We start from the raw sequence: 26,179 nt of genomic DNA, 5'->3' as shown, positions 1-26,179 counted from the left end.
CGGCCTTGTGGACCGGTCTGCTAGCATTGACAGCCCCGCTCTTCGAGCTTACGCTGGAATTACTAAAATTTACGTTCAAAGGTGGCTGTTTTGCCCATGCAGTATCGTCCTACTCAAGCCGTCGTGGATCTGGATGCGCTCCGCGCCAACTACGAGGCTTTTCGTATGCATCTTGATTCTTCGACCCTGTTGTTAGCCTGCGTCAAAGCGAACGCCTACGGGCACGGAGCGGTGGAAGTCAGCCGCGAGCTGGAACGGTTGGGCGCGGATTATCTGAGCGTCGCGTTCTTGGACGAAGCGTTGGAGCTTCGCCAAGCGGGCGTTAACCTGCCGATTCTCGTGTTGGGTTACACGCCGCCGGAAGGCCTTGCGCTCGCGCGCGACCATGACGTCACCATCGCGCTGTTCAGCGACGAAGTGCTCGACGCGGCTCGCTTGATGGGCCGTTCGCCGTCCGGACGCCGTCTCAAGGTCCATATCAAAGTGGACAGCGGCATGGGGCGTCTCGGACAGATGGCCGGACCCAAAGCGACGGCTTTCGTCAAACGGGCGCTCGAAGTGGATACGATCGAAGTCGAAGGCATTTTCACGCATTTTGCCAGAGCGGATGAAACCGACAAAACCTATACGCTGGACCAATACAAGGCATTTCACGGCACGACCGACGCGCTTGCCCAGGAAGGCATCAACATCCCGTTGATACATACCGGCAACAGTGCCGCCGCGATCGACACACCGGGGTTGTCTCCCAAGATGGTTCGAATCGGAATTTCGTTATACGGCCTTTATTCTTCCTGCGAAGTCAATCATGCCGTCGTGAAGCTCAAACCTGTCTTGACGCTCAAGACCCGCGCGGTCTTCGTGAAAACGCTCGACCGTCCGATGGGCATCAGTTACGGATCGCTCTATACGGCGGAAGCGGGCGAGCGGATCGCGACGCTGCCGATCGGCTACGCCGACGGCTATTCGCGAATGCTCGGGGGCAAAGCGGAAGTGCTGATCCGAGGGCGCCGGGTTCCGGTGACCGGAACGATCTGCATGGACCAGTGTATGGTGTCGCTCCAATCTTTCGCGGACGCGGAAGATATCCAAGAAGGCGAGGAGGTTGTCCTGCTCGGCAGCCAGTCCGGCGAGGTGATCCCCGCGGACGAGATTGCCGACAAACTGGGAACCATCCATTACGAAGTGGTATGCATGCTCGCTCACCGGGTTCCGCGCATTTATATGCGCCGAGGCGCGATTATTGCGGAATCCAACCCCCTTTTGCAGGCACAAAAAGAGGTCTCCCAAGCTCTGTCCGAATAAACTGTGAAGAAATAGGCTGTACGGATGGCGGATTGTAAGCTATAATGGGTGGCAGCATAGGTGATATACGCATCGTATATACGCTTTTTCAACAGTTCCCGATAAAACGGCAGACCCGTAACTGGAACCGTTGAGGGGTATAAGCTCATGGGGGTGGACGAACGGTGGCGAACTTGCAAAGCACCAAGAGAGTGATGATCAGCTTGCCCGATCATCTTCTGCAAGAAGTGGATGGGATTGCAGCTTTGGAAAATTCCAATCGCAGCGAACTGATCAGGCTGGCAATGAGACAGTATCTGGTCGACCGGAAGAAGCGGTATATCCGCGAGTCGATGCAGCAGGGATACATGGAGATGGCCCACATCAATTTGTCGATGGCTTGTGAAGCTTTTCATGCGGAGGAAGACGCAGACATCACTCTGGTTCGCTTAGTAAGCGGGGTGTAACTATTGATCGTTAAACGCGGTGACGTATTTTTTGCGGACCTATCGCCGGTGGTAGGGTCCGAGCAGGGCGGGGTGCGTCCGGTTCTGGTTATCCAGAACGATATCGGCAACCGCTTCAGCCCTACGGTCATCGTCGCGGCGATTACCGCCCAAATTCAAAAAGCAAAGCTGCCGACCCACGTGGAGATCGATGCCAAGACGCACGGATTCGATCGCGATTCCGTCGTGTTGCTCGAACAGATTCGAACGATCGACAAGCAGCGCCTGACCGACCGGATCACGAGACTCGGCGAAGAGACGATGAAGCGGGTGGACGAATCGCTTCAGATCAGCCTGAGCTTGGTCGATTTTTGATCCGGAGCTAAGTCGGCGCCGCGCAAGCGGCGTTCAAGCGGGAAGCTGTGCCTGCAAGCCGGGCTGAAATCTCGCGACAAACGAAAAAGGAGCACGACTGTGCGAAGATTCGCGCGGCGGCTCCTTTTTCGTTTTTTGCGTGCGATTAAGCAATTAACCTGACATAGAGCTGACGAATAGACTTTCTTGCGTTATCGAAGTAATGCAAACGAGTCGACGGAAGCCGAGAACCGGTGTAAAATAGCCTGTGAAGCTTGAAATAGACAGGAAAACGTTGGATTCACGGAATCGGCGATTGATTATTGAAGAAGCGAGGAGAGCTTGCAGATGCGTTTTAAAAATGTGTTTTCCATTATAGGACCTTCCATGGTCGGTCCTTCTAGCTCACATACGGCGGGAGCGGTACGGATCGGTCTGATCGCCAGACAACTGCTCGGCGAACAGCCGGCCGGCGTGAAGATCGCTTTGTACGGATCGTTCGCCGACACGTATTGGGGACACGGAACGGATCTGGCGTTGGCGGGCGGCCTGCTCGGCTATGCGACGGACGACGCGCGGGTAGCCGACGCTCTCGAAGAGGCGCAGCGCAGAGGCATCGAGATTACGTTCGTCAAAGGGGTAGGACTCGCGCCTCACCCGAATACCGCCAAGCTCGAATTGACGACTGCCGACGGCCGTAAAGCGCAGGTCGTCGGCGCTTCGATCGGCGGCGGGAATGTCGTCATTCACGAGATGAACGGATTCGATATCCGGTGCAGCGGCGAGTATCCGACGATCGTCGTTCTGCATCATGACCGGCCGGGCGTGATCGCGTCGCTGACGGGCGTGCTGGGCGGGAGCGGCACCAATATCGGATATATGGGCGTGGACCGCAAAGGGCGCAGCGCCGAAGCGATGACGGTCATGGAACTCGATACGGTACCGAGCGCCGAACTGCTGGAGAAACTGCGGCGGATCGAAGAAGTCAAAGAAGTGACCGTGATCGACTTGAACAGCAGGGAGGCGGACAGCGAATGAGATTCCGGACACTGAAAGAACTGGCTAACCTCAGCATGGAGGAAGGCAAAAGTCTGGCCGAAGTCATGATCGAAGATCAAGCGGCGGAAACGGGCGTGCCGCGCGAAGACATTATCGCGCAGATGGCCGACTATTACGAGAAAATGAAAGAAGCGGTACGCCGCGGTCTGACCGAGCCGACCACGTCGCGCAGCGGGCTCAGCGGCGGCGACGCGGTGAAAGTGCTCGATCTCGTCGAGAACGGCACGCCGTCTTCCGGCGATCCTTCTTCGCGGGCGATGGCGTACGCCTTGGCCGTATCGGAGGTCAATGCTTCCATGGGACGGATCATCGCGACGCCGACGGCCGGTTCGTGCGGCATCATTCCCGGCGTGTTCGTCAGCTCGCAGGAACGTTTCGGCTGGAGCGACGAACATATGGTCAACGGGTTGTTCGCGGCCGGCGCGATCGGTTACGTGATCGCGAACAACTCGTTCATCTCCGGCGCCGAAGGCGGATGCCAAGCCGAAGTCGGTTCGGCGATCGGCATGGCGGCCGGCGCGCTGGTCGAACTTCGCGGAGGCAGCGCGGAACAAGCGATGCACGCGGTCGGACTCGCGCTCAAGAACACGCTCGGCCTGATCTGCGATCCGGTAGCGGGACTCGTCGAGATTCCTTGCATCGTGCGCAACGGGCTGGGCGCGGTCAACGCGCTCGCGGCGGCCGATATGGGACTGGCGGGAGTTCGCAGCGCCATTCCGTCGGACGAAGTCGTGAGCGTCATGTTGGAAGTAGGCGCGGCGATGCCGAGCGGACACCGCGAGACGGGGCAAGGCGGTCTGGCGCAGACGCCGACGGGACGCAAGTTGACCGAAGGGCTGATGAAAGGGCGCAAACCTTTGCAGCCGGAAATTGAAGAACCTTCCGCGGAAGAAACGGTTAAGACGGCCGAGTAGAGGGCGCTTCCGGATTTCGTGCAGGATGAAGGTTTCGTTCGGAAATTTGAAAGAATCGGGATCTGGCGCGGCAGAATAAGCGGAGCGGACTACGGCGTTAAGAACGGCCGGACGCTTCGCTTTTTTGCGGCCGACGAAGGTCTTCGGTGCATAAGGAGCCCAATATGGAAAAAGAACGCGAAGCGCATCCGGTGTATATTTATCCGTATGCCTGTCATGAAGACGAACGTCCGTTATGCGAATTGGAGCTGTGCGTCCTGCTGGATGCACCGGTCGGAGAGCGATACGTGCGTTCGACGCGCGCGATCGATCCGTCGCGCAGTCCGTTCGCGCACGGGCGGCTAAGCGTCGAACGCCGGGCGGCGAGTCTGGAAGAGATCGCGGAAGCCGCCGCTTCGCTCGAATTGAACGGCCGGACGTTCAAGCTGCGTTATATCGAAGCGGACGGAGAAGCGGATTACGCCGAGCGGCGGCGGATCGAGCGTCTGGTCGGCGCGCGATTTCGCGGAAAAGCGGAGATGAAGCGGCCGGAATGCCTCTACGGTCTCGCTTATGTCGACGGCGAATGGCTGCTCGGCGATTATACCGAGAGCGAGTCCGTCTGGCTGCGGCATAACGATAAGCCGCGTCATTATTCGACGGCGCTCGGGACGCGCACGGCACGGGCGATCGCCAATATCGCCGTGCCGAAACCGGAAAACGTGCATGCGGTCGATCCGTGCTGCGGAATCGGCACGGTATTGATCGAAGCCAAGTCGATGGGCATCCGTATGGACGGTTTCGATCTGAATCCGCTGGCGGCGATCGGGGCCAGAGAAAATCTGGCGTTCTTCGGCCTGCCCGGAGACGTGGTCGTCGCCGATATGCGTAAGCTCGAAGGGCGTTACGATGCGCTGGTGCTCGATCTGCCGTATAATCTGTGTTCGGTGCTGACGGTGGGCGAACGGCTGGAGATGCTGAGCGCGGCAGAGCGATTGGCGGGGCGCTGCGTGATCGTGGCGACCGAAGATATCGAAGCCGAACTCGCTGAAGCAGGGATGAAGGCCGCGGAACGCTGCGTAGTGCGCAAAGGGAATTTCGCGCGCTACGTCTGGCTGTGCGTTCGTCCTGCCGCGATCGAATGAACGGCGGATACGGATCAGGTTCGACATTTCGGTTTGCGAAAAAGAACGTTCGTCTGTCATAATAAGAACACCGTTTTTCGCGGCGCGCATGCCCGCCGCGAACGAATAGCCGGTCCGCTTACGCGGTCCGGGAAACAAGCAGCAGAGAGAGGGAGATTTTGTGTCGGATCTGGAACTGAATGCCGGTAGCGGATCGTCCGAGATGACGGCTGCCGAACGCGAGACCATGTTCCGCCGTACGGCGGATACGCTCGGAATTGCGGCCAAGCAGGTGAAAGCGGCGGTGTCGCTGCTCGACGAAGGCAATACCGTACCGTTTATCGCGCGTTATCGCAAAGAAATGACCGGAGAACTGGACGAGAACCAGTTGAGAGATATCGAAGAAAGCGTGCAGTACGCGCGCGGACTGCATGTTCGCAAGCAGGAAGTGCTGCGCATCATCGACGATCAGGGCAAATTGACGGAAGAGTTGAAACGTTCGATTCTGGAAGCTTCCAAGCTTCAGCAGGTCGAAGATTTGTACCGTCCGTTCCGCCAGAAACGCAAAACGCGCGCCAGCGTCGCCAAAGAAAAAGGGCTGGAACCGCTGGCGGAGTGGTTGATGAGCCAGCCGGGACGCGCGGACATCGACAAAGAAGCCGCGCGCTACGTCTCCGAAGACAAGGGCGTGGCTTCGGCGGAAGAAGCGCTGCAAGGCGCGCTGGATATCGTGGCCGAGCAGATCGCCGACGATGCCAAGATCCGGACTTGGGTGCGCACGTATACGATCGATCAAGCGATTCTGGTCACCGAAGCGAAAGACGCGGCGGCGGAATCCGTGTACGAAATGTACTATAATTACCGCGAACTGGCGAAGAAAATGCCGCCGCACCGGATTCTGGCGATCAACCGCGGCGAACGCGAGAACGTGCTGAAAGTCTCGCTGGAGACGGACGCCGCTCCGATGCTGCGTTATATCTCCAGACAGATCGTCAAAGGATCGTCGCCGGTCCATCCGCTGCTGGAGAAAGCGATCGAAGACGCGTATAAGCGCCTGATCGCTCCGTCGATCGAACGCGAAGTACGCGGCGAACTGACCGAAAAAGGCGATGCGCAGGCGATCTCGATCTTCGCGGGCAATCTTCGCAGCCTGCTGCTTCAGCCTCCGGTACGCGGCAAACGCGTCTTGGGCGTCGATCCGGCGTTCCGGACCGGCTGCAAATTGGCGGCGCTCGACGAGACGGGCAAATTGTTGGAAGTCGCGGTCACCTATCCGACGCCGCCGCGCAGCCAAGTTCGCGAAGCTTCCGAGAAATTCAGCGAACTGGTCGAGAAATACGATCTGGAGCTGATCGTGATCGGCAACGGCACCGCTTCGCGCGAGACCGAGCAGTTCGTCGCCGATTGGATCGCGGGCCATGCGGGCCGCCGCAAGCTCGCTTATCTGATCGTTAACGAAGCCGGAGCCAGCGTCTATTCGGCTTCGAAGACGGCTCAAGAAGAGTTCCCGGATCTGGACGCCGCGGAGCGCAGCGCCGCTTCGATCGCCCGCCGGGTACAGGACCCGCTGGCCGAATTGGTCAAGATCGATCCGAAAGCGATCGGCGTCGGCCAATACCAGCACGACGTGTCGCAGAAGCAGCTCGAAGGCCAGCTCAAGGCGGTCGTCGAGTCTGCCGTTAACCATGTCGGCGTTGACGTCAATACGGCTTCGCCTTCGCTGCTTGCTTACGTCGCGGGCATCAACCAGACGACCGCGCGCAATATCGTCAAATACCGCGACGAGAACGGTTCGTTCGGCAGCCGCGCGGAACTCAAGAAAGTGCCGCGTCTCGGCGCGAAAACGCTGGAACAATGCGCGGGCTTCCTGCGTATCGAAGGCGAGAATCCGCTCGATCGCACGCCGATCCACCCGGAATCGTATAAAGTCGTAGACCGTTTGTTCAAAGAACTGCGCGTGACGTCCGCCGATCTCGGCACCGTGAAGATGCGCGAAGCGCTGGAAAGCGCGGACGTTCAGGCGCTGGCCGACAAGCTGGAAGTCGGTCTGCCGACGCTCAAAGACATCATCGAAAGTCTGCTGCGTCCGGGCCGCGACCCGCGCGAAGAACTGCCGGCTCCGATCTTCCGTACCGACGTGCTGAAGATCGAAGATTTGCAGCCGGGCATGGAACTGCAAGGAACCGTACGCAACGTGATCGATTTCGGCGCATTCGTCGATATCGGCATCAAAAGCGACGGTCTGGTGCATATCTCGCAGCTCAGCAAGAACTTCGTAAAGCATCCGATGGACGTCGTATCCGTCGGCGATACCGTGACGGTCTGGGTGCTGAACGTGGATCAGAAAAAAGGCCGCGTCGGATTGACCATGCGCGGTCCGGTCGAACAGGGTTAAGGTCGGGAATCGTCCGAATCGGATTCGGCTCCCGATCGATCGAAAAAGGAAAAGCAAATGCGAAAAAATCCCCGAAGCGCCGCAGCTTCGGGGATTTTTCTTTAGAATCCAAAAAACGTTTGTTTTTCGAATGTCTTTCGACTTTTCAGTACGCAGCGGAAGTCTTACGACTTCTTCAGATCTTGAAGCGTCACGCAGTCGGAGACGACCGTCTTGCCGTTCTCCGAAGAGAACAACAACCGTTCCGAGCTGGAATAACGATCGCCTCTCGAATCGGCGTAGGTATAGTTGATTCGCATTCCATGCCCGTCCGGTTGAATCGAATAAGCGGCTACCCAAGGGCTTGACCCGCGAATAACCGTGTTATCCGGATCGCCCGTGTCATTGGACTGCGCTTCGCGGAAAGCCGTCAGCATCTTTTGGCTCATAACGGCGGTACGAAGCGAACCGTCGCGCGTTTTCCAGCCTTCCGCCCATTCTTTAGCCAAAATAGCCGTTTGCGGAGGAGACTGAGGCGAAGACGGCAGCGCGGCGTTATTGGGGGCGTTGTCGAACCAAGAATTCGTGCCGACCGCCAACAGGGTTACGCATAACAGCGCGAGTATCCCTCCGAAGATCTTATTGCGGATCGTTTTGTGCATAGCTATTGTCCTTTCGTTCGAGATCGAATCGCGGATTTCCGCGAGCGAAGCCGCAGACTCTCCGCATATCCTCTACAAGTAAGGACGACTGCGATCCGGCAAAAGTTCGAAACAGTCCGGAAAAGATTTCGGTCGTCGGCGAGATCAGTGAGATCAGTCGCCTTTGACCGCCGATTCCGCTTGTCCGCCGATCCGCGATTCTTTGAGATGCAGCTCGGCGCTGCCGAGTTCGACCAATTCGATCCGGTCGCCGTCGAAAGCGGCCGTCAGATTGAGCAGGTCGGGTTCTGCCGCAGAACGGGTCGCGATGCGCAGCGAACCGTCTTCGCCGCGGCCGTAGGAAGCGTAAACCACGCCGTTATCCGGCGCGAACACGCCTTCGCCGGACAACGCCGACGGCTCGTTCTTGCGCCATGCGCCCGCGCCGCAGCGCAGCGCGATCTCGAAGGTCGCAGGCCCCTGCGGCGTCTTGTCCGCGCGGCCGTGAAGCTCGACGAGGAGCGAACCGTCCTCGTCTGCGGTAAATCTGGCGGCCGTCAGCTTCAGGCCGACCGCAAGTTCGCCGTCCAGCCGATACGTCCGGCCGGACCAAGATTCGTCCGCCGGCGCCGCGCCCTTCGGCAGCGGCGCGTGTTCCAGCGCCTTCAGCCGCTTAGCGGCCTCTTCGCCGGCTGCGCTCGGCGCCAGCGGGGCGTCCTGCATCGCCGGCAGCAGATGCGCCCAGACCTCTTCCAGCAGTTCCTGCGTCCGGGAGATCGCGGACGTCAAGACCACGACGGCTTCCTGCTCCGGCAGGACCACGCAGAACTGGCCGAACGCGCCGTCGGCGCGGTAAGCGCCGTGACGGCACACCCAGAACTGGTAGCCGTAACCGCGCGACCAATCGCCGCCTTGGTTGTCTCCGTTTTCGATACGTTTCGACGACGCCAGTTCGACCCAATGTTCAGTGACCAGACGCTGGCCGTTCCACATGCCTTTTTGCAGATACAGCTGTCCGAACTTGGCGAGGTCTTCGCTGGCCAGCTTAAGTCCCCAACCTCCGGTCGTAAACCCTTGCGGGCTGACCTGCCAAGTCTTGCGCTCGATGCCGAGCGGGCCGAACAAGCGGGGCTCCAGATAATCGACGACCTTTTGTCCGGTCAACGTCTGGAGAATGACCGACAACATGTAGGTCGCTCCGCTGCTGTAAGCGAACACGCTTCCGGGAACGTTTTCGACGTCGGCGGCCAAAAAGATTTTCGCCCAATCGGCATCGGGCTCCGTACGCGCTTTTTCGAGCGGATCGACCTTCTGGCCGGTACCCATGGTGAGCAGATCGTGTACCGTCATCTTCAGCAGGTTGGGATGCGGCTCGGCAGGCATGAGATGAGGCAGCAGATCGGCGACCTTGTCTTCGACGCTCAGCAGTCCTTCGGAGACGGCGATCCCGACGGCCGTGGACGTGAAACTCTTGCTGACCGAATACATGGCATGACGGTCTTCCGGCGCGTGCGGCGACCACCAGCCTTCGGCGACGACTTCGCCGCGCCGAAGCATCATGAAGCTGCGCAGATCGAATTTCTCACGAGCGACGGCGTCGAGGAAATCGACGATGCCTTGAGGATCGACGCCGGCTTCTTCGGGCCGACGGCGGGGAAGGGTGTGGGTATTCATCAAGTATGTACCTCCGGAAATGGAATAAAGGATATCGAAAGACTCCGCTTGCGCATAACCTTTCCTTGACAGTGTAGTCCAAGTTCAAGTTACAATTCAATAGAACGACTTTATTGTCGGCTATAAGAAAAAGGAGAACAAGCATGCAAAGCGAACGCTACATGACCGACGAAGAACTTCAAGAATGGATCGAACGCGTGTCGCTCGAACATTTCGGCATTCCGTTTCGGCATCGGGCTTTTTTTAACGGCAGATTACGGTCGACGGGCGGGCGTTACGCGCTGCGTTCGCACCATATCGAGATCAATCCCCGCCAGCTCCGCGAACACGGGCCGGAAGAGGTCGAAGGCATTATCAAACACGAACTGTGCCATTACCATCTGCATATCGCCGGGCAAGGCTACCGCCATCGCGATGCCGATTTCAAACGGCTGCTCGCCAAGGTAGGCGGAAGCCGTTACTGCCAAGCGCTGCCCGATCAAGCCAAACGAACGCTTCCTTTCCGCTACAAGCTGACCTGTTCCGCCTGCGGGATGGAATACAAACGCAAACGCCGGGTCGACGCTTCGCGTTACCGCTGCGGCCGCTGCGCCGGGAAGCTGCGGCTGGCGGAATTGAAGCCGGAGAGCTGAAGATGACGAAACTTTCGTTTTTCGGCCGGAGAAATGCGTTATAATAAGAAAAGGCGATCCGCGAAGGAAGCCTAACTTAATCGGTCGAAGCTTCGCGAAGTTTCGATAAGGAGGACTCGAGCATGGCCAAGTCGGCAGCCAAGAAGCTGCGCGAGAAACGGATTCGGGAAGGCAAGACGGACGTTTCCGCGCTGAGAAGCCCGTTCGCTTCGGCGGACATGAGAACGCGCACCACCAAGACCAAACAAGAAACGATCGGTCGAATCAAACACAAACAGGACGTATACAGGAACCCTGATTTCACCGGAGGTGATCGAGGTTCCTTTTGTTTTTCGGCGGAAAAAGATATTTTTCGAAAAAAGACGGGAAGAGGGGTTGACGAAAAAGTCCTCGCATGATAAATTATATCTTGTTGAAACGATAACCAATGTTCCCTGATAGCTCAGTTGGTAGAGCACTCGACTGTTAATCGAGTTGTCACAGGTTCGAGTCCTGTTCGGGGAGCCATTTTTATGGAGAGATACCCAAGTGGCTATAAGGGGACCCTCTGCTAAGGGGTTAGACTGCGTTAGCGGTGCGAGGGTTCGAATCCCTCTCTCTCCGCCATTTTCGTTTCGAACTTCATTCATTTACATAGCTCGACGAGAAGAAGGACCTGAGAAGGTTCTTCTTTTTTTTGCGAAAAAAGCCGGAAATTCATGCTTCTATAAAAAATAAAATTAATTTTAAAAAAAGGCTTGCAATATACCAAAGATATTTGCTATACTCTTACTTGTGCTTGAGCGAGTGAAGTTGTCGCCGAGAAGATAAGGCCCGTTGGTCAAGGGGTTAAGACACCTCCCTTTCACGGAGGTAACAGGGGTTCGAATCCCCTACGGGTCATATGAGCCATTAGCTCAGTTGGTAGAGCACCTGACTTTTAATCAGGGTGTCGAAGGTTCGAGTCCTTCATGGCTCACCATTTCCTTTTTATCCTCAGACGGAAATGGCGATGAAGATTCACGAAGTGGATCCTTTGAATATGCGGTAGTGGTGGAATGGCAGACACGCTATCTTGAGGGGGTAGTGGGTGTATACCCGTGGAGGTTCGAGTCCTCTCTACCGCATACAAGCAAACGCAGACTCCTTACGGAGCCTGCGTTTTTTGTTGCTGCACGAATCGCCGAGCTTCTTCGCTTTTTTGAAGCCGGTTGGCGATCCGTGCATACTTCGGGTACAGCTGCCGAATGCAATCCGGACAGATGTCGTGCGTCAAGGTGGCGTCTTCGCATTCGCCCGGCTCGGGGCGACGCCAGCCATCCGCCAGACGTATGCGTTCGCAATGGGCGCATGCGCTGAGCCAATCGCCAAGACGGCTCGAGCGGGCAGACGACAGCGGCGATTCGGACATTCGATTACCTCCTTGCGCCTACGGCTTCCGAATCCTGGTAGCGGGATTGAACGGAGCCGGGATGATTCTCGGAAGACAGCCCGAGCAGTTCGGAGACTTGCTTGCGGTAGCGTGCGGCTTTGCGGCTGCCGTTGATCAGATTGGACAAGCGCGAGGGCGGAATGTCGTGCAGCTCGCAGAACGTTTTCTGGTCCATCTCGAGTTCCGCCAGGCGCCGTTTGATTTCCCAGCCGAACGGGGTGATCGCTTTTTTTCTATGCAACGTAACGCTCCTCCTGTTCACACGCAAACGGATGAATTATAATCGATTAAGGGCGAATGAGGGATCATTTACCATAAAACCAATTATATACGCAAATACGTAAATGTTCAATCGTTTGCTGCGCAAATACGTAATTAAGGTTGAGCAAGAATGACGGGTTGAGGAGGATGGCATTTTGCAGTCGATCTACGAGCGCATCGAGCAGCTTATCAAAAGCAGCGGCATGACCAAAAAAGCTTTCGGCGAACGTCTAAGCATCAGCGCCGGCAACTTGGGAGATTGGCGCAGAGGCAAGTCGACGCCCAGCACGCATAAGTTGATCGAGATCGCGGCCTTTTTTTCGGTGAGTCTGGATTGGTTGATGACGGGGAAAGAATGGCATCCGGAAGGGGTCAAAGAAACGGGAGACCGTTATTTTTTTGACGGTGCGGGGCAATCGGATTGCCAAGACGATCATTTGACGGAACAAGAGAAAGCTTTTATCCGCGAATACAAAGAGTTTGCGGCCTATCGTCGGCGCCGAAGCGGACAGAACGGCTCGGAAAATTCGGATACATAACGGCGCGAAGACGATCATGCGGATCGCGCTCGGCACGGAAAAACGCTCCGAAGCCTCGGCTTCAGAGCGTTTTTTGGATAGGCGCGTCGTATAAACTGTCGTATTCCGGGGAAGCAGGCGCATCTGCCGTTCGAACAAGCGACCAACGAAGCGAGATGTCGTCGATCATCCGCATCAGCAATTTGCGGCGGCTGACGTCGTCGAGTTCGAGCAGCCGCGAGCAATGCTCGACGTACAGCGTCGCGTGATGATACAGATAAGCGGCCGCGGCTTCGGAACGTTCGATCTCCAGATGGAAATTGATCCAAGCATAGAAGGTAGCCGGGCAACCGAACGCGGTTTCCGATTGGATCGCTTCCGCGAGAGGCGCGAAGTTCATCCACGGATACAGCGATTTCGAGAGCTTCAGCAGTTTGCGGCCCGAGCGCCGCATCTCCGTATCGATATCGTTCGGGCAGGTCCGGGTCCGGAGGCTGCGATCGATACGAAATACGCTTGGAAGATCGCCCTGCGCCAACGCGGCATAGAGGTCTTCGATCGCGCGTCCTTCGATATGAGCCAGACGCGGATGAATGTAAGCTTGCATGACTTCCTCGAACGCTTCGATGCAGCCGAGCTTTTTGCCGTTCAAGTCTTCTTTGATGCAGCCGACCGGGGACGGGGTTGCCGATTCCAGCAGAGTCATGTAGCTGAGCAGCTTTTGTCCGCTGTGCATAATGCTGCGCCTCCTTAAAGGATCGATATATTTTTTGGAACTTTTATGTTAGGTTTGTGGTATTTCTTTCGGTTAAAAAGGTTTTCGTAGGATTTATGACATAAATTATTACACTATACATAGAACTTAGTCAAGAAAAATCGAAAATACATAGGATTCATTGAATTTTACGTTCGAATTATGTTATATAAAGTAACACAAAATACTCATTAGAATTGCTGTTGAAAAAAGAGGTTGACTGCATGCTTGGAACGAAGTAAGATATAGAAGTTGACTCATTCTTTGGACATGCGGTAGTGGTGGAATGGCAGACACGCTATCTTGAGGGGGTAGTGGGTGTATACCCGTGGAGGTTCGAGTCCTCTCTACCGCATAACGAAGAAGCCGGAAGATCCTGATATCGGGATTTTCCGGCTTTTTTAATAGAATTTTCAAATACCTTGACAGATTGACAAGTTTGCGGCCTGTTTTGACTTTTGGGCCTTTTCATATGGTATATTCATGTTGCGGAAACGCCTAAGTCGCTCGTTTAATGTGAATTAATTCACTAATAAAGCGTCTTAAGATCACAAACCGGATACTTAAGGGGAGGATTATACTGTTGAATGAGCATTCGCTCGCCTATTATTCAGAGCATAGCCCTATGTCAGACCCGAAAGAATATCGCACGTTGCTAGAAGACGTCGGTCCCGATCCTGCCGATATGCTCCGAGTCATTCAGGGAGTATTGATCAATCCGAACGAAGAAGAAGAAATCTACGATATCCGCTTATCGCAGCAGCATAAAGCGGAAGCCCATTATCGGACTGTCAAGGAAATGCTCGAGCGAATCAACAACATGGATAAGGCGCCTCTTTCGATACCGCGCAAACCGGCAGAACGCTTGTCCGCAACTTACCGGCACTACGCTCTATTATTGGTCTCGATGCTGCGCAGCCGTCATATTCCGGCCAGAATGCGTGTAGGTTATTCCCGCTATAGCCCCGAAACCATGAATGAAGATCGATGGATCGCCGAGTACTGGAATGCCGAGCAATCGCGTTGGGTGTTCGCGGATCCTTCCGTAAGCGACGAATATCTGGAGTTCAACGAGCTTTATGACCTCGATCCTCTGGATATTCGCGGAAATGAACAGTTTATCACAGCAGGCCGAGCTTGGAAGGCGACAAGAAGCGGCCTTCTTAAAGCGAACGAATTCGGATATAAAAAGTTTCGCGGCATGCGCATGATCCGCGGCAGTCTGCTGCACGACTTGGACGCCTTGAACAAAATCGAGTTGCTGCCGTGGGACTTCTTCGGAGAATTGATCGCCAAAGACGAAAAAAAGCTCACGCGCGACGATCAAACTTTGTTGGATCGGATTGCCGAGCTGACTTCCCGTGTAGATCGGAATTTTGAAGAAATGCAAGCCGAGTATGAAGAACTGCCTTACAGCCTAACCGTACGCTCCAAGATGCGTCTAATAGGAAAAGGCGAAGAGGGTAAAGAAACGGCGTACAGTCCTATAGGTTCGGCAAGCGACCTGTTGATGAAACGGAATAAGCATGAACAACCGTTATCTGCGAGTTCGCACCCGATAGAGAATAAATCGATAACGGATCGTTTTTTTGCGTCGTCTGCGCCTGCCGAGACGAATACGGAGCATATTCGGGTGAAAGGCGCAAAGCAGCACAATTTAAAAAATGTAACCGTTACGATTCCGCATGCCAAATTTGTCGTAATCACGGGAGTAAGCGGCAGCGGGAAATCGACTTTAGCTTTCGACATCATCCATGCAGAAGGGCAGCGCAGATATTTGGAGCATTTCGGCAGATCCACGACCGTTCCGATGGAGAAGCCGAATGTCGAGCAGATCTCGGGATTAAGTCCTACCGTTGCCATCGAGCAAAAAACGATAGGGTCCAATCCAAGATCCACGGTCGGAAGTCTGACGGATATTTTCGACTATCTGCGGCTGCTCTTTTCGCGCGTCGGGACTTCTCGCTGCCCGGAGTGTCGGCGCAAGCTTGAAGTCATAACGCCCAATCAAATGGTAGAGACCTTAAAATCGATACGCGGAGAAACCGAAATCCGGCTATCCGCCCAGCTATCGCCGACAAACGAAAAAGCGATGCAGGCCTTACGTAAAAAGGCTTCCGACCGCGGACTTCACCGTATTCTGTATCGAGGCGAACCTATCGATTGGAAGGACAAGGAAAGCCTTTCAAGACTTGTCCAAGCGAAGTCCTCTTTTGAACTTGTGATCTCGCGGCTGTCCCGAAACGCTTCTCCGCAAGAAGCGGATCGTTTGGCAGCGGACGTCGAAACGGCGCTTGATTTCGGAAAAGGCGTCGTGTTGGTGACTTTGGATGAAAAGAAGTCGTTCTTTTTATGCGCCCGTCCTATTTGTCCTTACTGCGATCTTGTGTTTCCCGAATTGACGCCGCAAGTTTTCAGTTCCAACAATCCGAGCGGAATGTGCCCGGAATGTAACGGTCTAGGAGTCAAATTGAACGTGGACGCAGACAAGGTCATCGCCGACCCCGACCTCTCTTTGTTGGACGGGGCTTCGCCTTGGTATGGAACCTTACGGCAGTACAAACGTTCGGGAAACTGGATGAAAAGCGAAATTATCGCTTTGGCGGAGGCTTGGCATATTGATTTGGAATTGCCTTGGAAGAAGCTTCCCGAGCGCTTTAGAGAAGCGGCTTTTCAAGGAATGGGGGAAGAGCAGGTTCGTTTTGCTTATGAGATGGAGAAGCGGGGCAGAATCGGCGAAATCGTCCGGCCGGTGTTCGGGATCGTTCATCATATCAACCGTCTTTTCCGAGAAACCCAAGCAGAGAATGTCCGGCAGCAGCTGCTGGAGTTTATGAGCGAGAAGCCTTGTCCATTGTGCAAAGGGGAAAAACTGTGTCCGGAAGGAAGATCGGTATCGGTCGGGCATGTTCGTTTTCCGGAAGTTTCTCGGATGACGATCCAAGAGGTGCAGGATTGGATCGTCGGATTGCCGCATCGATTAAGCGCAAGGGAGCTGGAGATTTCCGGCGATCTGCTTCGCGAATTGTATGTCAGGCTGCGTTCGCTGCTAGAGGTTGGCCTGCATTATTTGTCTTTGGAACGGACGGCGCCTACCTTGTCCGGAGGCGAAAGCCAAAGAATTCGTCTGGCTTTGCAATTGACCGGCGGACTGATCAATATGTGTTATGTGTTGGACGAACCGTCTACCGGCCTGCATCCGAGGGATCATGCCGCGATGATTCGAACCCTGCAGAAATTAAAAGAAGCGGGAAATACCGTGTTGGTCGTCGAACATGATGCCGCAACCATGCGTGCTGCCGATTGGATGATCGATATGGGGCCCGGAGCCGGCATTTTGGGCGGTCAGGTTATTGCGTCGGGAACGGTTCAAGAGATTATGAATCATCCGACTTCGGCAACCGGACAATACTTGAGCGGCAGACTGGCTGTTCGGCCGCCTCGTTTATCTTCCCGCCGCGAACCGGCAGGATGGCTGACGATCAGAAATGCCCGGATGCACAATGTGAAAGGGATTGACGTAGGGATGCCTGTCGGCGTATTGACCTGCGTGACCGGCGTAAGCGGTTCGGGCAAAAGTACGCTTGTCTCTCGCATTTTTTCTCCCGCTTTATCGGCTGCGATCGAACGCAAAAGCCAGACCGGGATGCAGTCTCACTCGACCCTCGAAGGCATCGATCAGATCGACAAAGTCATTACGATTGACCAAAAACCGATCGGGCGCACGCCGCGTTCGAACCCCGCGACTTATGTCGAGGTATTCGACGAAATCCGCAAATGTTTTGCGGACTTGCCCGAAGCCAAGGCGGCCGGATATAAAATCAATCACTTTAGTTTTAATTCCAAAGGCGGCAGATGCGAAACTTGCGAGGGTCACGGCAAAAAGAAGATCGAGATGCATTTCATGCCCGATGTATGGGTGACCTGCGCCGACTGCCAAGGCAAACGCTATAATCCGAAAACGCTCGAGATGAAATACAAAGGGTATTCGATATTCGACGTGCTGGAAATGGATGTAGGCGAGGCGTCGAAAGCATTCGCGGAGGAACCGGATATCGTACGCGTCTTGCGCGTGCTCGAGGAAGTCGGGTTGTCTTATATCAAGCTTGGGCAGAACGCGCTGACGCTCAGCGGCGGCGAAGCCCAGCGGATCAAACTCGCCAAAGAACTAAGCCGGGCGGATACGGGAAGAACGGTTTATATTCTGGACGAACCGACTACGGGACTGCATTTCTCCGATGTTCAAAAATTGGTGAATCTGCTTCATCGTCTGGTGGATGCCGGAAATACGGTCATTTTGGTTGAACATAACATGGATGTGATCCGATCGGCCGATTGGATCATCGATATGGGACCCGAAGGCGGAGACGGCGGAGGTCAAGTGGTGATCGAAGGAACGCCTGAGGACGTGTGCAGCTGCGAAGAGAGTCATACCGGTCGTTTCTTGCAGCAAGAAATGGAATCGGGGGTATATCTGTAAAGGCTGGCTTCGACCTACCGCATCACGAAGAAGCCGGAAAATCCCGATTACAGGGTTTTCCGGCTTTTGGTTTGAAGATCGAAGCGAATCAACCCAGCAGCTTCTCGATATCTTTCTCGAGCTGGTCGGGCGACGTTTGCGGAGCGAAGCGTTTGACCGGTTTGCCTTCTTTGTCGATCAGGAATTTGGTGAAGTTCCATTTGACCGACTTCGATCCCATCAGGCCGGGCGCTTCGTCGCTCAGGTAGCGGAACAGCGGGTGCGCGTTGTCGCCTTTGACGTCGGTCTTCTCGAACATCGGGAACTTGACGCCGTAGTTCAATTGACAGAATTCCAGAATCTCTTCGTTGCTGCCCGGGTCCTGCTCCATGAATTGGTTGCTCGGGAAGCCGAGAATCTCCAAGCCGCGGTCGTGGTACTTGTCGTAAAGTTCCTGCAAACCTTGGAACTGCGGCGTGAATCCGCATTTGCTGGCGGTGTTGACGATCAGGACCACTTTTCCGCGATAATCGGACAGCTTGACTTCTTCGCCTTTGGACGTGCGGGCTTCGTAATCGTAAACGGACATTTTCGTGATGCCTCCTTCAAGAAAATGATTACTCTCTCTTTGATTGTAAGCAATTTAATTGAGTTTTGCAATTCGTTTTTCGTTTCAATCGTATGCTGTTTGCTTTATAGATTACATAGTTTGGCAAAAGGGCTATGGCTCAAATTCCATATGAGGAGTGAAGGATACATGGAAGCTCTCTACACGGCAAAAGCGACAGCACGCAGAGGAGGAAGAAGCGGGGTCGTCGAATCGGCGGACGGCGCGCTGAACCTGCAACTTTCCGTACCGAAAGGTCTGGGCGGGGGCGGAGGTACCGGCACCAATCCCGAAGAATTGTTCGCGGCCGGCTACAGCGCCTGCTTCGAGAGCGCTCTGGCGAACATCGCGCGCAAAGAGAAGATCGATATTCCGGATACCGAAGTCACCTGCCATGTTCATATCGGCAAAGACGAGTCCGATGGCGGATTCAAGCTGGCGGCGAAACTCGAAGTGCGGATTCCGGGTCTCGACCCGGACAAAGCCAAAGAGCTGGTCGAGAAAGCTCACGATTTCTGCCCGTACTCCAAAGCGACTCGCGGCAATATCGAAGTGGAACTGAGCGTGGTCTAAACCCGAAATTCGCGCAGGCCGAAAGTCTTCCCCGCAAGGAGGACTTTCGGCTTTTTTCGTCGCCGTAACGAGGCGCCCGGCGCGGTTGACACGAAGGGTGAAATTCATTAAGCTATATAAGCACGCGACATGGGCGGAGCGTTCGTCCCATGACGAATCTATGAATAACGGGTGATATGAATATGGCTTACAGACCGAAAGTCGTAGGTGTAGATAAGGCCGGAAGCAATGACAAAGACGGACTGTACGAATTCGTCGTACATCTGGAAGATGGCACGATGTGCCGCGTCTTCTACAACCGTTTTCCGGAGTGGAAGCTGACCAACGTCAGCCGTCTGCTCAAGACGCCGTGCCCGATCTGCCGCAAAGACTACATCTGCAACTGCTTCGACAAGTTCAAGGGCGAGCTCGACGCGCAGCTTAAGGACGGAAAAATCGAGCAAGCTTTGGCTTAATCGAAGGCGAAGGGAAACGCAACGGCGTTTTTCGCGTTGAATAACGAAACAGCGGACGTACGGGACTTTCCCGAGCGTCCGCTGTTTTCTTTTCGGCGGGAAGGTTAAGGGTATGGCAAGAGCGGCAATGCGAAAAGGCTGCCAATGAAGGAGGGCTAACATGGATACGACGAACGCTACGATCGAGACTTCGACTGCCTCTTCGGCAGCCGTAAGCGAACGGGAAAAAGCGCAGGGACGCATCGTGCTGATCGACGGGGTATGCCATTTTTGCCAAGGAGCCGTTCGGTTCATCGTCAAACGCGATCCGCAAGGCCGGTTCAATTTCGCTTCGCTGCAATCGGAATTGGGCGGAGAGTTGGCCGGCGGAGTCGGGTTCGAAGCATCGGGCGAGCCGAATACGCTGGTCTTGATCGAAAACGGCAAACGTTACGTGCGTTCGACCGCGGCGCTGCGGATCGCCCGCAGGTTGCGGTTCCCGTGGCCGCTGCTGTATGCTTTGATCATCGTGCCGCGTCCGCTGCGGGATGCCGTCTACCGCTGGATCGCGCGCAATCGCTACCGTTGGTTCGGCAAAGACGACACCTGCCCGATCCCGCCTCCGGGCGTGCGCCGGCGGTTTCTGGATCAGAATCCTTCTTGACCTTTAAGAACAGATAGGAGAATCTTTATGCAGACCAAGTTCGGAACCGGCGCGGAATTGGAATTCGATATTCGGCGCACCGTTATTCTCTCGGCGTACCTGAAACATTGGGGCATGCCGGAATGGCGGAAAATCCTGTTCGATCCGGACGGCGAGGCCCGAATCGAATTGTATTATTTCCCTGCAAGTTCGGAAGATGTTCCGGCTCGCTTCGCCACGATCGGGTTATCCGATTGTCGGTACGACGTTTCGGGCGACCGTATTGATTCGGAATGGGTGCTCGCGTTGGAGTCGGACTTAGGCGGCGAGTCTTATGAAAGAGTATTCGATTATCTGGCCGATCTGCTGGTGCATCATATTCGGCATGCGGCGGGATCGGCGCTGCCGCGCCTGATGCCGCCGAGTTTGCTCGCCCCCGAACAGTGGACGGCTAAGGCTCTGCTGCTGGACGAACCGCGCGGAGAAGACGAGGAGCTGGAATCTTTCATAGTCGGCGATCGGCGCGTTTCTCTGGTCTGGGCGCTGCCGATCACGCCGTCGGAAGCCAAACGCGTCTCGGAAGAAGGCATCGACCGTTTCGACGAATACGCGGAAGCTTCGGATGATTCGCTGATCGATCCCTGCCGGCCGGACGAATAGAAATTTCTTGACGAAGATCAAAAAGGGTCTTGCCTGCTTGCCGGACTCTGTGCTATTGTGAGGTCAAATGAATGACGTACGGCGGAAGCACCGCTCCTGACTTACCCGACGGGTAGGTTTGCGAGCGGTGCTTTTTTGCGTGCGTGAAAAAGGAGGAGACCGGAGATGCGCAATCTGCAAATGATGCTGGCGGCGTCGGACGAGCAGTATATCGAGCCGTTTCTGCTCTACAGCCGTACCGGCGAGTTCGCGAAGCGGGTGAGCGTGCGGGCGTTTTCGAAAAAAGAAGCTTTTTTGTCTGCTATGGAAGCGGCGCGTCCGGATTTGGTATTGGCCGAGCCTGCTTTTCTGGAAGCTTGGCTGAAGACGGACGGCAGCCGAAACGTGTCTTGGGCGGTGCTGGGCAGCAAGGAGGAGGCAGAGCTTCTGGGCGGACCTTGCCTTCAGCCTTATCAACCGCTCAATCTGCTGCTGGCGGCTGCGCTGGACTTGGCGGGCAAAGAACAATTTTCGGCAGGTGCTTCGGTCGTCGGCGTTCAAGTGATTGCCGTTCATTCGGCATCGCCCGGAGCGGGCAAGACCAGCGTGGCGTTGAATCTGGCGAAGCAGTTGGGCAATCGCGGGCTGCGGACGTTCTACATGAATCTGGAGACGCTCGACAGTTCGGCTTCGTTTCGGGGCGCGCCGAATATGTCCGCAGCCGAAGGAAGCGGACTGCCGGAGCTGCTATACGATCTGAAATCGGCAAGAGAGAAGCGGGAGGTCTGCCGCTCGCCGTTGTCCCGGTACGCTTTTTTTCAAGAGAAATTGAAGTCCGTCTCCTTCCCGCCGCTGGATCGTCCCGACGAACTGCTGCAGATGGACGAAGAAGACGCGGCGGCGCTGATCGATTACGTGGCGGCCGGCGGAAGCTGCGACATCATCGTGGCGGATACGGATACGGAGAACCACGAACGTCTGCGGGCGCTGCTGAAGCGGGCGGACCGCGTGCTGTGGCTGCTGACCGACGATCTGCTGCATTTGCGGAAAACGTCGGGGTGGATGGATTACGAGGAGAGCCGGCATCCCGAAGAGTTTCGCGCTCTGCTCGCCAAAAGTTCGTTCGTGGTCAACCGCTACGGCGGACGCTTGGAGAACGCGCTGCCTCGGCCCGAACTGCGTCCGTCCGCGTTTCTGTCTTATATTCCGTCGTGGAAGTTTCTGTCGAGAGAAGACGTGCTGCTCGGTTCGCCGATCTTCCAACGGGATATTCTGGCGTTGTGCGAACAGCTCGGCATCGGGGAGACGCGCGAACGCGTGCCGGCGGGAGACGCGGCAGCCTATTCCGGTGATCGGCGATGAAGCGGACGGATCTCGACGCGTCGGCGTCCGAAGAACTGTTCCGAAGCCTGCGCGCCGAAGTGCGTTCTTCGCTGGACGTCACGCAGTCCGCGGACGACGGGGAGCTGATGCGGCTGATCGAACGCCGCGTGCTGACGGACGAACGGGCGCTCAGAATGACCTCCGGCGAAAAAAGGACATTGGTCCGCCGGGTATACGATTCGTTTCGCGGATTGGATATTCTTCAGCCGCTCGTGGACGACCGGACCGTGACGGAGATCATGATCAACGGGCATACGGAGATTTTTATCGAGCAGGACGGGGAAGTGAAGCAGCTTCCGCAGGCGTTCGAATCGCGGGAGAAACTCGAAGATATCGTGCAGACGATCGTCTCGGGCGTCAACCGGATCGTCAACGAATCTTCGCCGATCGTCGACGCGCGGCTCAAAGACGGCTCGCGGGTCAACGTGGTGCTGCCGCCGATCGCGCTCAAAGGCCCCACGATGACCATCCGGAAATTTCCCGAGAAGCCGATGACGATGAGCGATCTGGTGCGGCGCGGCGCGCTGGACGAAGAGTCCGCGGAGTTCCTGAAGACGCTCGTTCGCAGCCGGTACAACGTTTTTATCAGCGGAGGAACAGGCTCGGGCAAAACGACCTTCCTGAACGCGCTCTCGCAGTATATTCCCCCCGACGAGCGGATCATCACGATCGAAGACTCCGCCGAGCTTCAGATCGTGACCGTGCCCAATCTGGTCTCGCTGGAGACGCGCAACGCGAACGTGGAAGGCAAAGGCGAGATCTCGATCCGAGATTTGATCCGTTCGTCGCTGCGGATGCGTCCCAACCGGATCGTCGTGGGCGAAGTGCGCGGCGCGGAAGCGCTGGATATGCTGCAAGCGATGAATACCGGGCATGACGGGTCGTTATCCACGGGCCACGCCAACAGCGCGCGCGATATGCTCAGCCGTCTAGAGACGATGGTGCTGAGCGGAGCCGATCTTCCGGTCGAAGTCGTGCGTCAACAGATCGCGTCGGCGATCGACGTGTTCGTCCATCTGTCGAGGCTGCGCGATCGCTCGCGGCGGGTGATGGAGATCAGCGAAGTGGTCGGCATGAGAGACGGGCAGGTCGAACTTCGGCAGTTGTTCCGTTTCGAGGAAGACGGCGAGCGGGAAGGGCGGATCGTCGGCGGACTGCGTCGGCAGTCGGAACCTCTGGTGCATACGGAGAAACTGCGGGACGCGGGCATCGCCGCTTGGCGCGAAGTCGCCGGGCTGCCTGAAGGGGGGTGAATGTATTGCTGCGTATGAACGCGGGCGGGGCACGCCGATCGGCAGCCGGCCAAAGCGCGAAAAGCAGGCCGAAACGCGGCAGGCCGCCGGCCGGCAAAAGGCAAGGTCCGACGAAGAGTTCGAACGGCAAATTGCGGGACTACACGACGTATCGGCTTCAGCCTTACGAAAAAGTGCTGTCGATCTTGATTACGGCGGTCGCGCTCTATCTGGTCGGCATGATCTTCTACAAGTTGTGGCTGCTGGCGCTGCTGTTGACCTTGCCTGCTCTGAAAGCGCCGAAGTTCTGGCAGAAGCGGCAGATCGAACGCAAGCGCACGCTGCTCAAGCTGCATTTCAAGCAGGCCTTGTATTCGTTGTCTTCGTCGATGGCCGCCGGGCGTTCGGTGGAGAACGCGTTTCGCGAAGCGGCCAAAGATCTGGAACTGCTGTATCCCGGCGGAAGCAGCGACATGATCCGCGAACTGGACATCATCACGACGCGGCTGGAGTACGGCGAACCGATCGAATCCGCGCTGCTCAATTTCGGAGAGCGGGCGCAGATCGAAGACATCGACAACTTTATCGACGTGTTCGTAACCTGCAAACGCACAGGCGGCGACTTGATCGAAGTGGTGCGGCGCACGTCGACGGTAATCGGCGAGAAGATGGATATCCAGCAGGATATCTCGGTCATGATCGCGCAGAAAAAATTCGAATCGAATATTTTGCTCGCGACGCCGTTCGTTTTTATTCTGTTCATCAACGCTTCGTCTCCGGAATTCATGGCTCCGCTGTACGGAACGCCGATGGGCATCGTGTTGGCGACCGTCGGGCTCGGCCTGCTGTTTCTGAGCGCGTGGCTGATGGCCAAATTCACCAATATTCAGATCTAGAGCGGAGGAGAAGCATGATCGTAACAGGAATTTCGGGAGCGATTCTGATCGGCCTCGCAGTCCTGCTGTTAACGGCTTCCGTCAAGCGCACGCAGGCGCATAAACAGATCGCCGCGCTGCCGATGGAAGGAATTCGCTTGAGGAGCTTGCTGCCGCCGATGCTGGTGCTGACGGAGCAAGCGCGGATCGCCGCACGTTTCCCGATCTTTTTCCACAAGCTGCAATCTTCGGTCCAGCGCGGCGAAGGACTACGGGGAAGCGCGGAACGCACGATGCTGTTTATGGCCCAGATGCTGCTATATACGCTGCTGCTGCTGGTCTTCGGCTGCGTCATGGCGATCGCGAACGGCGGTTCTATCGCTTGGCTGATCATGGGATGCGTGCTGGCTGTCGTTCTTCCTTTCGCGCTGATCAAAGATCTGGCTTCCAAAGTCAAGCAGCGCGAAGAGAAGATTCTGCTGGAGCTGCCCGAGATGTTGAACAAAATCGTGCTGCTGGTCGGCGCGGGAGAAACGGTGCAGCAGGCGATCTTCCGCTGCTCGCAGCAGAAAGAAGGCAGCGACCATCCGCTCTATAAGGAACTGGACCGGATGGTGACGGAATGCCGCAGCGGCGATCCTTTTCATCAAGCGTTCGAGCAGTTCGGCAAACGCTGCGGCGTGCAGGACGCGACGATCTTCGTCACGACCGTGCTGCTGAACCATAAACGCGGAGGCGGCGAATTCGCGATGGCGCTGCGCGATTTGTCGAGAACGTTGTGGGATAAACGCAAAGCGATGGGACGGATTCAAGGGGAGAAAGCTTCGTCGAAACTGGTCTTTCCGATGGTGCTGATCTTGTTCGTCGTAATGCTTATGGTCGGCGGTCCGGCGATGATGCTGATTCAGATGTAAGACAAATTAAAAAATAGAAGATACAGAGGAGGATTATCGATGCTGCAAGCAATCGGAAAGAAAGTTAAAGGGTTCTGGAAAGAGGACGAGGGGTTGGGGACGCTGGAGATTATTTTGATTATCGCGGTTACCGTAATTATTGCATTGATCTTCAAAACGCAGCTTACCACGTTGATTAAGGACTTGTTTGCCAAACTTACGAATCAAACAGGAAAGTTTTTCCAAGAAGTCGATCCTTCCAAATCGGGCAATCAATAAGTGGAAAACGTCCTGTGAACGACATGCGGAAAGCAGATATTTCTCGATTTCGATATTTTCTTCGCGACAACCGAGGCAGCTTTACGGTCGAATCGACCTTCGTGCTGCCGATCGTCGTTCTGACCGTCTTCATGATCTTGATGCTCTGCATGTACTTTTACCAGAGCGCCATGCTGGTCCAAGCCTCCGCGATTACCTCCGAACGTGCGGCCTATAGCTGGAACAACCGCTACAAGGACGCGCGTACCGGAAGTTTCGAGCAGGACCGCACGGAAGAGCTGTACTGGCGATTGACCGAAGGCCAACTGCTGTCGGCCGTGTTCAGCGGGCTCGGTGGCGACGCGGCGGCGGAGACGATCCGTATTCCCGGCGAAGCCGGAGGATCGCTGACCGCGACCAAGATGGCGAACGCGGCCAAAGAACTTCCTGCGGGCATGGACGGCACCATGACCAGCAAGCGCGGTTTGCTGCATCCGATCACGAGCGTGCTCTATACGCCGCTTAAGCTGGCGCCGATCCAGCGCCTGGCGGGAGATCGCATGGGCGGCTCGCAATATTCGACGGTGGTCGAACCGACCGAATTTATCCGCAATATCGAGCTGATCCGTTATTATGCCGGCAAATTCAAAGCGGACAAAGCGGTGCCAAACAGCGAAAAAGGCGGCGCGGCCGTCGCGATGACGCCGGAGAACGCCGGTGCCCAACTGAGCAAAAAAACGAAGAAAAAATGAAAAACG

At 56.0% G+C, this 26,179-nt stretch carries 26 protein-coding genes and 6 tRNA genes; 26 read left to right on the top strand and 6 right to left on the bottom strand.

The annotated features are described in order from the left end of the window. Window positions 1-96: 96 nt before the first annotated feature. From alr to CDO73_RS00210, 7 genes are all read left to right on the top strand, one after another. The gene (gene alr / locus CDO73_RS00240) at window positions 97-1,305 is read left to right on the top strand and encodes an alanine racemase (protein ID WP_373446875.1); all 1,209 of its coding nucleotides are present in this window, start codon (window positions 97-99) and stop codon (window positions 1,303-1,305) included. Between the two features lie 164 nt (window positions 1,306-1,469). Beyond that, window positions 1,470-1,751 (top strand): CopG family ribbon-helix-helix protein, encoded by a 282-nt coding sequence (locus CDO73_RS00235; RefSeq protein WP_018975910.1) that lies wholly within the window; start codon window positions 1,470-1,472, stop codon window positions 1,749-1,751. A gap of 3 nt (window positions 1,752-1,754) precedes the next feature. Beyond that, window positions 1,755-2,105, top strand: a complete 351-nt coding sequence (locus tag CDO73_RS00230) for a type II toxin-antitoxin system PemK/MazF family toxin (protein WP_088486474.1) — start codon at window positions 1,755-1,757, stop codon at window positions 2,103-2,105. Between the two features lie 327 nt (window positions 2,106-2,432). Beyond that, window positions 2,433-3,122 (top strand): L-serine ammonia-lyase, iron-sulfur-dependent subunit beta, encoded by a 690-nt coding sequence (sdaAB, locus tag CDO73_RS00225; protein WP_088486473.1) that lies wholly within the window; start codon window positions 2,433-2,435, stop codon window positions 3,120-3,122. Next, window positions 3,119-4,057, top strand: a complete 939-nt coding sequence (gene sdaAA / locus CDO73_RS00220) for an L-serine ammonia-lyase, iron-sulfur-dependent, subunit alpha (RefSeq protein WP_088486472.1) — start codon at window positions 3,119-3,121, stop codon at window positions 4,055-4,057. Before sdaAB ends, sdaAA begins: the two co-directional genes overlap by 4 nt. A gap of 164 nt (window positions 4,058-4,221) precedes the next feature. Continuing rightward, on the top strand, window positions 4,222-5,181 hold the full coding sequence (locus tag CDO73_RS00215) for a TRM11 family SAM-dependent methyltransferase (protein WP_088486471.1): 960 nt from the start codon (window positions 4,222-4,224) through the stop codon (window positions 5,179-5,181). A 160-nt stretch (window positions 5,182-5,341) separates the two neighbouring features. Then, entirely contained in the window at window positions 5,342-7,555 is a 2,214-nt protein-coding gene (locus CDO73_RS00210) for a Tex family protein (protein WP_373446872.1), read from the top strand. A gap of 164 nt (window positions 7,556-7,719) precedes the next feature. Here CDO73_RS00210 and CDO73_RS00205 read toward each other — a convergent pair whose 3' ends face one another. Together CDO73_RS00205 and CDO73_RS00200 are read right to left on the bottom strand one after the other, a co-directional pair. After that, a complete protein-coding gene (locus CDO73_RS00205) occupies window positions 7,720-8,196 on the bottom strand; it encodes a hypothetical protein (RefSeq protein ID WP_088486470.1) in 477 nt (158 codons plus the stop codon). Window positions 8,197-8,349: 153 nt separating this feature from the next. Beyond that, the gene (locus tag CDO73_RS00200; RefSeq protein ID WP_088486469.1) at window positions 8,350-9,849 is read right to left on the bottom strand and encodes a serine hydrolase domain-containing protein; all 1,500 of its coding nucleotides are present in this window, start codon (window positions 9,847-9,849) and stop codon (window positions 8,350-8,352) included. A gap of 161 nt (window positions 9,850-10,010) precedes the next feature. Here CDO73_RS00200 and CDO73_RS00195 point away from each other — a divergent pair, with 161 nt between their 5' ends. From CDO73_RS00195 to CDO73_RS00165, 6 genes are all read left to right on the top strand, one after another. Next, a complete protein-coding gene (locus CDO73_RS00195; RefSeq protein ID WP_088486698.1) occupies window positions 10,011-10,481 on the top strand; it encodes a SprT family protein in 471 nt (156 codons plus the stop codon). A 431-nt stretch (window positions 10,482-10,912) separates the two neighbouring features. Beyond that, window positions 10,913-10,988: transfer RNA gene (locus CDO73_RS00185), tRNA-Asn, on the top strand. 7 nt (window positions 10,989-10,995) lie between these two features. Next, window positions 10,996-11,087: transfer RNA gene (locus CDO73_RS00180), tRNA-Ser, on the top strand. A gap of 204 nt (window positions 11,088-11,291) precedes the next feature. Continuing rightward, window positions 11,292-11,363 (top strand) — tRNA-Glu (locus CDO73_RS00175). 3 nt (window positions 11,364-11,366) lie between these two features. Then, window positions 11,367-11,442 (top strand) — tRNA-Lys (locus tag CDO73_RS00170). Window positions 11,443-11,504: 62 nt separating this feature from the next. Continuing rightward, a tRNA-Leu gene (locus tag CDO73_RS00165) sits at window positions 11,505-11,587 on the top strand. Between the two features lie 20 nt (window positions 11,588-11,607). Here CDO73_RS00165 and CDO73_RS00160 read toward each other — a convergent pair. Both CDO73_RS00160 and CDO73_RS00155 read right to left on the bottom strand, forming a co-directional pair. After that, window positions 11,608-11,871 carry a hypothetical protein gene (locus CDO73_RS00160; RefSeq protein ID WP_088486467.1) on the bottom strand — a complete coding sequence of 88 codons (264 nt, stop codon included), beginning with the start codon at window positions 11,869-11,871 and terminating at the stop codon, window positions 11,608-11,610. A gap of 4 nt (window positions 11,872-11,875) precedes the next feature. After that, window positions 11,876-12,133: a hypothetical protein gene (locus CDO73_RS00155; RefSeq protein WP_088486466.1), complete on the bottom strand. Its 258-nt coding sequence runs from the start codon at window positions 12,131-12,133 to the stop codon at window positions 11,876-11,878. A gap of 175 nt (window positions 12,134-12,308) precedes the next feature. On the opposite strand from CDO73_RS00155, the gene CDO73_RS00150 reads away from it, so the two are divergent. Continuing rightward, the gene (locus CDO73_RS00150) at window positions 12,309-12,692 is read left to right on the top strand and encodes a helix-turn-helix domain-containing protein (protein ID WP_088486465.1); all 384 of its coding nucleotides are present in this window, start codon (window positions 12,309-12,311) and stop codon (window positions 12,690-12,692) included. Between the two features lie 61 nt (window positions 12,693-12,753). Here CDO73_RS00150 and CDO73_RS00145 read toward each other — a convergent pair whose 3' ends face one another. Further along, window positions 12,754-13,407 (bottom strand): urease accessory UreF family protein, encoded by a 654-nt coding sequence (locus CDO73_RS00145; protein ID WP_088486464.1) that lies wholly within the window; start codon window positions 13,405-13,407, stop codon window positions 12,754-12,756. A gap of 290 nt (window positions 13,408-13,697) precedes the next feature. On the opposite strand from CDO73_RS00145, the gene CDO73_RS00140 reads away from it, so the two are divergent. After that, window positions 13,698-13,780 (top strand) — tRNA-Leu (locus CDO73_RS00140). Window positions 13,781-14,050: 270 nt separating this feature from the next. Then, window positions 14,051-17,905: an excinuclease ABC subunit UvrA gene (uvrA, locus tag CDO73_RS00135; protein WP_143536038.1), complete on the top strand. Its 3,855-nt coding sequence runs from the start codon at window positions 14,051-14,053 to the stop codon at window positions 17,903-17,905. Window positions 17,906-17,993: 88 nt separating this feature from the next. On the opposite strand, the gene CDO73_RS00130 is transcribed toward uvrA, so the two are convergent. Continuing rightward, complete coding sequence (locus tag CDO73_RS00130; RefSeq protein WP_088486463.1) at window positions 17,994-18,473, bottom strand: glutathione peroxidase; 480 nt, start codon at window positions 18,471-18,473, stop codon at window positions 17,994-17,996. Window positions 18,474-18,641: 168 nt separating this feature from the next. Here CDO73_RS00130 and CDO73_RS00125 point away from each other — a divergent pair, with 168 nt between their 5' ends. The 10 genes from CDO73_RS00125 (at window position 18,642) to CDO73_RS00080 (ending at window position 26,173) form a co-directional block, all read left to right on the top strand. After that, window positions 18,642-19,064 (top strand): organic hydroperoxide resistance protein, encoded by a 423-nt coding sequence (locus CDO73_RS00125; protein WP_088486462.1) that lies wholly within the window; start codon window positions 18,642-18,644, stop codon window positions 19,062-19,064. Window positions 19,065-19,246: 182 nt separating this feature from the next. Further along, complete coding sequence (locus tag CDO73_RS00120; protein WP_088486461.1) at window positions 19,247-19,519, top strand: hypothetical protein; 273 nt, start codon at window positions 19,247-19,249, stop codon at window positions 19,517-19,519. Between the two features lie 160 nt (window positions 19,520-19,679). After that, complete coding sequence (locus CDO73_RS00115; RefSeq protein WP_256972493.1) at window positions 19,680-20,162, top strand: thiol-disulfide oxidoreductase DCC family protein; 483 nt, start codon at window positions 19,680-19,682, stop codon at window positions 20,160-20,162. Between the two features lie 27 nt (window positions 20,163-20,189). Continuing rightward, window positions 20,190-20,801 carry a suppressor of fused domain protein gene (locus tag CDO73_RS00110; RefSeq protein ID WP_088486460.1) on the top strand — a complete coding sequence of 204 codons (612 nt, stop codon included), beginning with the start codon at window positions 20,190-20,192 and terminating at the stop codon, window positions 20,799-20,801. A 165-nt stretch (window positions 20,802-20,966) separates the two neighbouring features. Next, window positions 20,967-22,142: a P-loop NTPase family protein gene (locus CDO73_RS00105; RefSeq protein ID WP_088486459.1), complete on the top strand. Its 1,176-nt coding sequence runs from the start codon at window positions 20,967-20,969 to the stop codon at window positions 22,140-22,142. Then, on the top strand, window positions 22,139-23,416 hold the full coding sequence (locus CDO73_RS00100) for a TadA family conjugal transfer-associated ATPase (protein WP_088486458.1): 1,278 nt from the start codon (window positions 22,139-22,141) through the stop codon (window positions 23,414-23,416). The genes CDO73_RS00105 and CDO73_RS00100 overlap by 4 nt, the downstream gene beginning before the upstream one ends. A 14-nt stretch (window positions 23,417-23,430) precedes the next feature. Next, entirely contained in the window at window positions 23,431-24,291 is an 861-nt protein-coding gene (locus tag CDO73_RS00095; protein ID WP_306437498.1) for a type II secretion system F family protein, read from the top strand. A 14-nt stretch (window positions 24,292-24,305) separates the two neighbouring features. Further along, complete coding sequence (locus CDO73_RS00090; protein ID WP_179218421.1) at window positions 24,306-25,184, top strand: type II secretion system F family protein; 879 nt, start codon at window positions 24,306-24,308, stop codon at window positions 25,182-25,184. A gap of 39 nt (window positions 25,185-25,223) precedes the next feature. Continuing rightward, complete coding sequence (locus CDO73_RS00085; RefSeq protein WP_088486456.1) at window positions 25,224-25,442, top strand: Flp1 family type IVb pilin; 219 nt, start codon at window positions 25,224-25,226, stop codon at window positions 25,440-25,442. Between the two features lie 14 nt (window positions 25,443-25,456). After that, window positions 25,457-26,173 (top strand): TadE/TadG family type IV pilus assembly protein, encoded by a 717-nt coding sequence (locus CDO73_RS00080; protein ID WP_088486455.1) that lies wholly within the window; start codon window positions 25,457-25,459, stop codon window positions 26,171-26,173. The last annotated feature ends 6 nt before the right edge of the window (window positions 26,174-26,179 follow it).

The organism is Saccharibacillus sp. O23 (assembly GCF_002205895.1).
Taxonomy (GTDB): Bacteria; Bacillota; Bacilli; order Paenibacillales; family Paenibacillaceae; genus Saccharibacillus.
Note: the sequence above shows the minus strand (reverse complement) of the source record. Positions and strands in the feature narration are given on the sequence as shown.